At 63.9% G+C, this 6577-nt stretch carries 4 protein-coding genes and 1 pseudogene; 2 read left to right on the top strand and 3 right to left on the bottom strand.

Going from position 1 to position 6577, the window contains the following annotated elements:
- The 3 genes and pseudogenes from JWR89_RS16755 to JWR89_RS16745 form a co-directional block, all read right to left on the bottom strand.
- Positions 1-2135 (bottom strand): annotated as a pseudogene (locus JWR89_RS16755) (ATP-binding protein); the annotation flags it as partial.
- Between the two features lie 95 nt (positions 2136-2230).
- The gene (locus tag JWR89_RS16750) at positions 2231-3412 is read right to left on the bottom strand and encodes a PHB depolymerase family esterase (RefSeq protein WP_299718103.1); all 1182 of its coding nucleotides are present in this window, start codon (positions 3410-3412) and stop codon (positions 2231-2233) included.
- A 287-nt stretch (positions 3413-3699) separates the two neighbouring features.
- Positions 3700-3948 carry a hypothetical protein gene (locus JWR89_RS16745; protein WP_299718101.1) on the bottom strand — a complete coding sequence of 83 codons (249 nt, stop codon included), beginning with the start codon at positions 3946-3948 and terminating at the stop codon, positions 3700-3702.
- 349 nt (positions 3949-4297) lie between these two features.
- Between JWR89_RS16745 and sthA the strand changes: the two genes are divergently transcribed.
- Together sthA and JWR89_RS16735 are read left to right on the top strand one after the other, a co-directional pair.
- Positions 4298-5689, top strand: a complete 1392-nt coding sequence (sthA, locus tag JWR89_RS16740) for a Si-specific NAD(P)(+) transhydrogenase (RefSeq protein ID WP_299718099.1) — start codon at positions 4298-4300, stop codon at positions 5687-5689.
- A gap of 218 nt (positions 5690-5907) precedes the next feature.
- The coding region (locus tag JWR89_RS16735; RefSeq protein ID WP_299718097.1) for an LLM class flavin-dependent oxidoreductase at positions 5908-6577 on the top strand (670 nt) is incomplete at its 3' end.

Genomic DNA, 6577 nt, shown 5'->3' with positions numbered 1-6577 from the left:
TTATCGAGATCGAACGGCTTGGTGATCATCTCCATGCCGGGCTGCAGAAAACCTTTCGCGATCGCGGCACTTTCGGCATAGCCGGTGATGAACAGGATCTTGAGTTCCGGCCGCGTCTCGCGGGCCTAGTCGGCGAGCTGGCGGCCGTTCATACCGGGTAGTCCGACATCGGTGACAAGCAGATCGATCCTGACATCGCGTCGCAGGATACCGAGACCGGATGGCCCATCGACGGCTTCGAGAACGCGATAGCCAGCATCGTGCAGCATTTCGACGATGACCCCGCGCACCACCGCTTCGTCCTCGACCACCAGCACCGTCTCTCCGGTGGCGGCATATTCGTCGCTGCGCACCGAAATCGCGGAATCCGGCGTGGCCTCGCCATGATGCCGTGGCAGATACAGATTCACCGTGGTGCCCTGCCCGTTGACGCTGTCGATGCTGACGTGACCGTTCGACTGCCGCGCAAAGCCGTAGATCATCGACAGCCCCAGACCGGTGCCCTGTCCGATCGGCTTGGTGGTGAAGAACGGGTCGAAAGCGCGCGCGACGATCTCCGGCGGCATGCCTGTGCCGGTATCGGTGACGGCAATATTGATATAGTCGCCCGGCAGCAGCGCCGGCGCGTCTGGCCGGGGGGCCTCGATGCGCTCGTTGGTCGTCGTGATGGTCAGGCGACCGCCGTCCGGCATGGCGTCGCGGGCATTGATAGCGAGGTTGAGCAGCGCGCTTTCCAGCTGGTTCGGGTCGCACAGCGTGCACCACAGGTCTGGCGCCGCGACGATCATCAGGTCGAGCCGCTCGCCAATGGTCCGGCGCAGCAGATCTTCCAGCGACACCACCAGTGCATTGGCATCCACCGATTTCGGAATCAGCGGCTGCCGCCGCGCAAAGGCCAGCAGCCGATGGGTCAGGGCGGCGGCGCGGTTGGCCGAGGTCATCGCCGCGTTGATGTAGCGCGAGACATTCTCGGTGCGGCCCTGGTTGAGCCGGGTCTGCATCAGGTCGAGCGAGCCGACGATGCCGGTGAGCAGGTTGTTGAAGTCGTGGGCGATACCGCCGGTGAGCTGGCCGACGGCCTCCATCTTCTGCGACTGCCGCAACGCTTCTTCGGTAATTTTCAGCCGTTCGCTGGCGGCTTCGCGCTCGCGGGTTTTTTCCTCGACGCGCTGTTCGAGCGTCGCGTTCAACTCGGCGAGCTTGGCGGCGAGCTGGCGCGCCTCCTCCTCGCTCTTGCGCAACGCCCGATCGGCGTTCACCTCGTCGGTGACGTCGGTATGCGCGCCGACCAGCCGCAGCGCGCGGCCGTTTTCGTCGCGCTCGATCAGCGACTTGACCGAGATCCAGCGCACCTCGCCGTCGCTGGGCCGGATAATGCGGTACTGCACGCTGTATTCGCTTACGCCGGCCCTCACCGCTTCCTTGAACTTGGCCTCGGTGGCTTCGCGGTCTTCCGGATGAATGCGGCGCACCCAGTCTTCGTGGCTCTCGTTGACGGCATCCGGCGGCAGGCCGTGCACCAGCAGGTATTCCGGCGAGCGGCGGTTGCGAAAGCCGGTGCGCAGATCGACTTCAAGCCCGCCGATGCGTCCAATCTGCTGGACACGGGCCAGTTCGGCCTCGCGCTCGCGCAGCGCGATGGTCGCCTGATGGTCGCGGGTCACGTCGCGGCAGATGACAAGCACGCCGCCGACGCCGTCGCCCTCGTCGATCGGGCTAAAGCTGTAGGTCCAGTAAACCTCCTCAAGCCGGCCGAAACGTGTCACCGGCACCAGTTGGTCCTCGTGCCAGGTGGCTTCGCCGCCGGACATGATCTGCTCGATCTGCGGCCCGATGATCGGCCATATCTCTTCCCAGCATTCGCGGCCGCGCTGGCCGAGTGCCGAGGGGTGGCGCTCCGGCCCCATCGTCTGGCGGTAGGCATCGTTATAGAACTGGATCAGCTCGGGACCCCACCAGATGAACATCGGGTGGTTGGTGTTCAGCAAAATGCGTAGCGCGGTACGCAGGCTCTGCGGCCATCCGGCCGTCTCCCCGATCGGGCTCGACGCCCAATCATACGCACGCATCAGCGCCCCCATCTCGCCGCCGCCGGCGAGAAAGTCCGTGGAAGCCGTTCTGTGGACGTCGAGCATGCGGCGCAATCGGGTACGCTAAGCCATCTGGATAGCAGGGAAATCTACCCGGCCGTCACCGCCAGCGCAAATCGCGAGCGGTTCCCGTGATGATGTTACTTCATCAGTCCGGCGGCGGTCAGTGCGCGGGTGATCACGGCGTTGATATCGAGGCCGCGGCGCCCGGGCGGATGGCGCGGGCTGAACCGGCGGTCACCCTCGGCGCGAGGCCTTGGCGCGGACGCGGTGACGATGGCGTCGGCCGGCACCTTGGCCGGGGCGACCGTAATGACCGTATTGCGCGGCGCGAGTTGTTTGGTCAGGCCGAAGAATTGCGCGATATGATACGACGACGCAATGCCGGCCTCGAGCAGGAACGCGCCGGCGGCGCCGTAGGGCTCGTCCTGGCCGGTGATCGCCAGCGGCGTGCCATGGGCCATGTTCGTGATGGTGTAGGATTCGACGACGCTCTCACCGTCCGCATCCCACCAGACTTCGCGCGGATAGCCGTCCACATCGGAGGACGCCATCGGCGCCGGCGGCAGGCCGTGCACGTCGAGCCACTGCTTGACGATCTCGCCCGCATTGGCCGGATTGACGGTGCGATCGGCGCTGCCATGCCATACCGAAACCTTCGGCCACGGACCGGCATGGCTGGACGCCTTACGGACTAGGCTTCCGAGATCGCTGGCCGGACGCGCGGGAGAGCGATACATGCCGCCCAGCGCTTCCTGCATGGTGTTGGCGATGCCATAGGGCAAGCCGGCGATGATCGCGCCGGCAGCGAACACCTCTGGATACGTCGCCAGCATCACCGAGGTCATAGCGCCGCCAGCCGACAGGCCGGTGACGTAGATGCGCTTGCGATCGACATTGTGCTCGACGGCCATGGCTTCGATCATCTGACGGATCGAAAGCGCTTCGCCGCTGTCGCGCGTAGTGTCTTCCGGGCTGAACCAGTTGAAGCAGGTATTGCCGTTGTTGGACGATTTTTGCTCGGGCATCAGCAGCACGAAACCGTATTTGTCGGCAAGCGCCGACCAGCCCGTACCGGCATCGTAGCCCGCGGCCTTCTGGGTGCAGCCATGCAGCACAACGACGAGCGCCGGCTTGGGCGTCACGGTCGCAGGCACATAAGCGAACATCTTGAGGTCGCCGGGGTTGCTGCCGAACCCCGTGGATTCGACGATCGGACTACCGCCTTCCCGCTTCAGGGCTGCGGTCAAAGCTCCCAAGCCATTGATTCCGGGGACTTTTGGTAAGTGGCGGAGAAATTCGATGTTATCGGCTAGGGACACGGCAGCTCCTGGGTCGTCGGCCTTTTACAACAGCACTGCTGACATATGGTTGCTGCACTGCAAAATAAAAACAAAACAGCCGCATAATACCTATCAATCAAACGAGAGGCGGCCATCGCGCAATCCCGGTCTGCCGTCATCTGGTGCAGGGTTTGGCGCCCAGCGCCACTCGGTCGTGGCGGCATCGCGAGGCCTGCGGCGAACTGGCTAACCGCCCGGTCGGGCAAAAGAAAACCCCGCACGGTCAGCCCATGCGAGGTAGTCGAGGGAGACATGTGCGTCCAGGACTACTTCTTCATGTCGTCCTTCGCGCCGCTCTTCTTCATGCTGTCCTTGTGCATCGAATCCTTGGACGTGCTGTTCTTCGACATGCCCTGGGTGCCAGACTTCGCGGCGCCGTCCTTCGACATCGTCGATTCGGTGCCCATCTTGCTGCTGTCCTGGCCCGCGGGACCGGTAGCCTGGGCGGATGCGGCACCGGCGGAAACAGCGCCGATGGCGGCGGCACAGATTGCGGAGAGGATGATATTTCGCATTTCACGCTCCTGTTTGGAAGTTCGAACTATCAACAGGGCGACATGTGAAACGTTCCGGCCAAACGCTGCGAATCAAAAGTTGGTAATATCATCCGTGACGACTGCAGCCGGAAAATCCGCGGATCAAATGGCGCCGGCCAGATGCAGCAGCACGCCCCCGGGGAGATCGCTTTTCCCCCGTCTACAACATATCGGATTTCGCCCTCCTGACTGTCAAGGCGCCGTCGGGCCCGCGGCACGGAAAGAGTGTCGCAATCGAACTGTAGTGTCGCGGCAGTTCAACCTTTGGCCCGATTGCTGCATGGCTTTCCCAGACTATTCCCAGCCATCCGTGTGATCGAGACCACCGATGTATGACTACGACATGATCGTGATCGGCTCCGGCCCCTCCGGCCGGCGCGCCGCGGTGCAGTTCGCCAAGCTCGGTCGCTCCGTTCTGGTGGTGGAGAAAGGCCGGCGGGTCGGCGGCGTCTCGGTTCATACCGGCACCATTCCGTCGAAGACCCTGCGCGAGACGGTGCTCAACCTGTCCGGCTGGCGCGAACGCGGCTTCTACGGCCGGTCCTACCGGGTCAAGCAGGACATCGGCGCGCCGGACCTGATCGCGCGGCTGCAGAAGACGCTCAACCACGAGGTGGAGGTGCTGGAGCATCAGTTCAGCCGCAACGCGGTGCGCACCATGCTGGGCGAAGCGCGCTTCACCGGACCGAACCGGATCGAGGTCACCACGGACAAGAGCGAGATCAGGACCGTCACCGCGGCGCATATCCTGATCGCCTGCGGCACCCGGCCGTTCCGGCCGGACTACGTGCCGTTCAACGGCGCGACGGTGTTCGACAGCGACGAAATCATCGAGCTGCCGAAGCTGCCGCGCAGCCTCGCGGTGATCGGCGCCGGCGTGATCGGCGTCGAATACGCCACCATCTTTAGCGCACTCGACGTCGCGGTGACGCTGATTGAGCCGCGACCGACGTTTCTGGATTTCATCGACAAGGAATTGATCGACGAATTCATGCATGAGCTGCGCGACCGCAACGTGGCGCTGCGGCTCGGCGCCGCCGTCAGCTCGATCGAGGTATCCGAGAGCGGCGCCATCGTCACCCGCCTCGCCGACGGCCGCAACGTCTCGTCCGAAATGCTGCTGTTCGCTGCCGGCCGGGTCGGCGCCACCGACCGGCTCAACCTCGACGCCGCCGGGATCGTGGTCGATCACCGCGGCCGCATCAGCGTCGATCCCGTCACGCTGCAGACCAGCGTGCCCCACATCTACGCCGCCGGCGACGTGATCGGCTTCCCCTCGCTGGCCTCCACCAGCATGGAGCAGGGCCGCGTCGCCGCCTGCCACGCGCTCGGCATGGAGCCGCTGGCGCCGCCCGAGTTCTTTCCCTACGGCATCTATTCGGTGCCGGAGATTTCCACCACCGGCCTCACCGAAGAGGAAGTGCGCCAGAAGGGCATTCCCTACGAGGTCGGCGTGGCGCGGTTTCGCGAGACCTCGCGGGGCCACATCATGGGACTGAACAGCGGCATGATGAAAATGATCTTCTCGACCAAGACTCGCCGGCTGCTCGGCGTGCATATCCTCGGCGAAGGCGCCACCGAGCTGATCCATATCGGCCAGGCCGTGCTGAACCTGAAGGGCACGATCGACTACTTCATCCAGAACACATTCAACTACCCGACGCTGGCGGAAGCCTACAAAATCGCCGGGCTGGACGCCTGGAACAGGATGTCGAGGTAGCGGATCGGCCCCTCCACGTCATTGCGAGCGAAGCGAAACAATCCAAAGAGCCGCATGCGCAGTCTGGATCGCTTCGTCGCAATGGCTGCTCGCAATAACGGCTTGGCAACCGTGCGCTTATCTCACAATCATCCGCAACACGGAATATCCCCGCATTGAAAGCCCGCGGCGACAGGCTTACGCTAGCGCCAAACAAGAACAACAAATGGAAACGCCGCATGGCACGCGTCAAGTTTGGAGCCTTTCTGGCTCCGCATCATCCGATCGGCGAGCATCCGATGCTGCAGTTCCGCCGCGATCTCGATCTCGTCGAGCAACTCGATGCGCTCGGCTATGACGAATTCTGGTGCGGAGAGCATCACTCATCGGGATGGGAAACCATCGCCTCGCCGGAGATGTTTCTGGCCGCCGCCGGCGAGCGCACCAAGCGGATCAAGCTCGGCACCGGCGTGGTGTCGCTGCCCTATCACCACCCCTTCAACGTAGCGCAGCGCATGGTGCAACTCGACCATATGACCGGTGGACGCGCCATTTTCGGCTCAGGCCCCGGCGCGCTCGCCTCCGATGCGCATACGCTCGGCATCGACCCGATGACCCAGCGTGACCGCCAGGACGAGGCGATCGGCATCATCCGCCGGCTCTTCAATGGCGAACGCGTCACTGCCAAGAGCGACTGGTTCACCATGAACGACGCGGCGTTGCAGATTCTGCCGCTTCAGGAGGAGATGCCGTTCGTGGTGGCGTCGCAGATCTCGCCGTCAGGCATGACGCTGGCCGGCAAATACGGCATCGGCATCATCTCGCTGGGCTCGATGTCGACTCAGGGCCTGATGGCGCTGCCGACGCAATGGGGTTTTGCCGAAGACGCGGCGAAGAAGCATGGTACCA

It is taken from the genome of Tardiphaga sp., from assembly GCF_028290785.1.
Taxonomy (GTDB): domain Bacteria; phylum Pseudomonadota; class Alphaproteobacteria; order Rhizobiales; family Xanthobacteraceae; genus Tardiphaga.
Note: the sequence above shows the minus strand (reverse complement) of the source record. Positions and strands in the feature narration are given on the sequence as shown.